Here is a 1973-nt window from a genome sequence, read left to right as displayed (position 1 = left end):
CGCATGGATGCAGGCGAAGTCCAGGCTCACGATCACGCAGCGCGCCGAGTGCAGGCCGCCGAGTTCGCGCTGCACGCCTTCGTTGAGCAGCTTGTAGTAGCCGAGCGTGGAGGGCCACGCGACGCCTCCGATCAGGCCCGCGACTTTCATGATGGGAAGGCCCTCAGTCGAGCTTGAAGCCGAGCCGGCGGATCACCGGCGCATAGCGCGCCAGGTCGGCGTCGATGCGCGTCGCGAGCGCCTGCGGCCCGGTCTGGGCCGCGGGCTCGAAGCCGAACACCAGCAGCTTCTCGACCACGTCGGGCTGGTGCAGCGCCCAGTCCACGCCTTCACTCACGCGCGCCACGATCTCGGGCGGCAGGCCCCTGGGCCCGACGATGCCGAACCAGACCGAGAAGTCCACGCCCTTGTAGCCCAGCTCCTCGAGCGTGGGCACCTCGGGCTGGCCCGAGAAGCGCCGCGACGACGCGAAGGCCAGGATCTTCGCGCGGCCCGCCTTCGCGAACTGCACATAGGGCGCGATGCCGTCGAAGGCGGCGTCGATGTCGCCCGCGACCGTGGCCTGCGCGACCTCGGCGCTGCCCTTGTAGGGCACGCGCGTGCTCTGGATGCCGGCGCTGCGGTTGAACTCCTCGAGCGCCATCTGCGACAGGATCGCCGCCGCGCCGATGTTGACCTTGCCCGGCTCCGCCCGGGCGCGCTTCACGAGCTCGTGCACGTCGGCCACCGCGCCCGGCACGCCGGCGCGCACGATCACCGCGTTGGGCGAGGTGATCGCGAGCGCCACCGGCGCGAAGTCCTTGCGCGGGTCGTAGGGCAGGCGGTTGTAGAGCGAGGGGTTGAGCACGAAGGTCTGGTCGATCGACCACAGCAGCGTGTAGCCGTCGGGCTGCGCCTTCATCAGTTCCTGCGCGCCGATCAGCGTATTGCCGCCGGGCTTGTTGTCGACCACGATCTGCTGGCCGAGCCGCTCCTGCAACTTCGCTGCGATGAGCCGCGCCGTCACGTCGGCGCCGCCACCCGCCACGAAGGGCACCACCAGCCGGATCGGCCGCGCGGGCCAGGCGGCCTGGGCCGCCGACAACGCCGGCAGCACCAGCGCCAGGGAGGCCGCCGCAAGCCCCAGAAACCGGCAGACACGTCGCACATTCATACCTAAACTCCGCGCTCGATCAAAGTGTTGCAACGCTAACGCCGCAGGGCAGGGTTTTCTATGCCGATCCGCTCGCAGACTGTGCCGATCCCGTCGCTGCTCCCGGCCATGCCCCCGGGCGCGCTGCCCGAGGACGACTTCAACGCCGCTCTGATCCGGCTGCCGGTCGAGCGGCCGCTCGCGCTCGCGGGCCTGCACGACGGCGCAAGCCGCGAAGTGCGCTGGCCGCGCGACGGCGGCCGCATCCTGCGGCTGCGCACCACGCCCTGGGAAGGCGCGAGCGCGCTGTACTTCGACTTCCGCCTCAACGACGACCTGCACGTGCAACTGCCGCCCGGCGACGAGCTGCTGGTCACCTTCTTCCTGGCCGGCCACGTCACGGGCCAGATCGGCAGCGCGCAGGGCCGCGCGCTCGATTTCCGCGTCGACCGCGCGCTGCTGCGCACGCCCAACCGCGACGGCGGCTACCTGATCCACATTCCCGGCGCCTGCCGCAACAACTTCGTGCAGTTCCGGCTGCGCCGCGCGCTGCTGCCGCGCTGGCTGCAGGCACTGGGCGTGCAACTGCCGGCGCGGCAGATGGCCGAGCTGGTGGACCGCGACGACGGCCGCGTGCTGTGCAACGCGGCGCTCACGCCGCGCGTGCGCGACTGCCTCGCGCGCATCCGCGACGAGCCCGCCGACCAGCCGGCCTTCGTGCCGCTGTTCCATGCGCGCGCCACCGAGCTGCTGACCTGCGTGCTGCTCGACCTGCACCAGTTGCTGCGCCCCGCGCGCTCGGGCACCGAGGAAGGCGCCGACGACGCCGAGGCCACGGTGC

General features: G+C 71.7%; 2 protein-coding genes. One reads left to right on the top strand and one right to left on the bottom strand.

Going from position 1 to position 1973, the window contains the following annotated elements:
- Positions 1 to 163 precede the first annotated feature (163 nt).
- Positions 164 to 1153, bottom strand: a complete 990-nt coding sequence (locus AC27VN_RS40000; protein WP_143129209.1) for a Bug family tripartite tricarboxylate transporter substrate binding protein — start codon at positions 1151 to 1153, stop codon at positions 164 to 166.
- A gap of 60 nt (positions 1154 to 1213) precedes the next feature.
- Between AC27VN_RS40000 and AC27VN_RS39995 the strand changes: the two genes are divergently transcribed.
- On the top strand, positions 1214 to 1973 hold a 760-nt coding region (locus tag AC27VN_RS39995; RefSeq protein ID WP_490880287.1), incomplete at its 3' end, for a hypothetical protein.

The organism is Variovorax sp. 20P10.2.4 (assembly GCF_058244205.1).
Note: the sequence above shows the minus strand (reverse complement) of the source record. Positions and strands in the feature narration are given on the sequence as shown.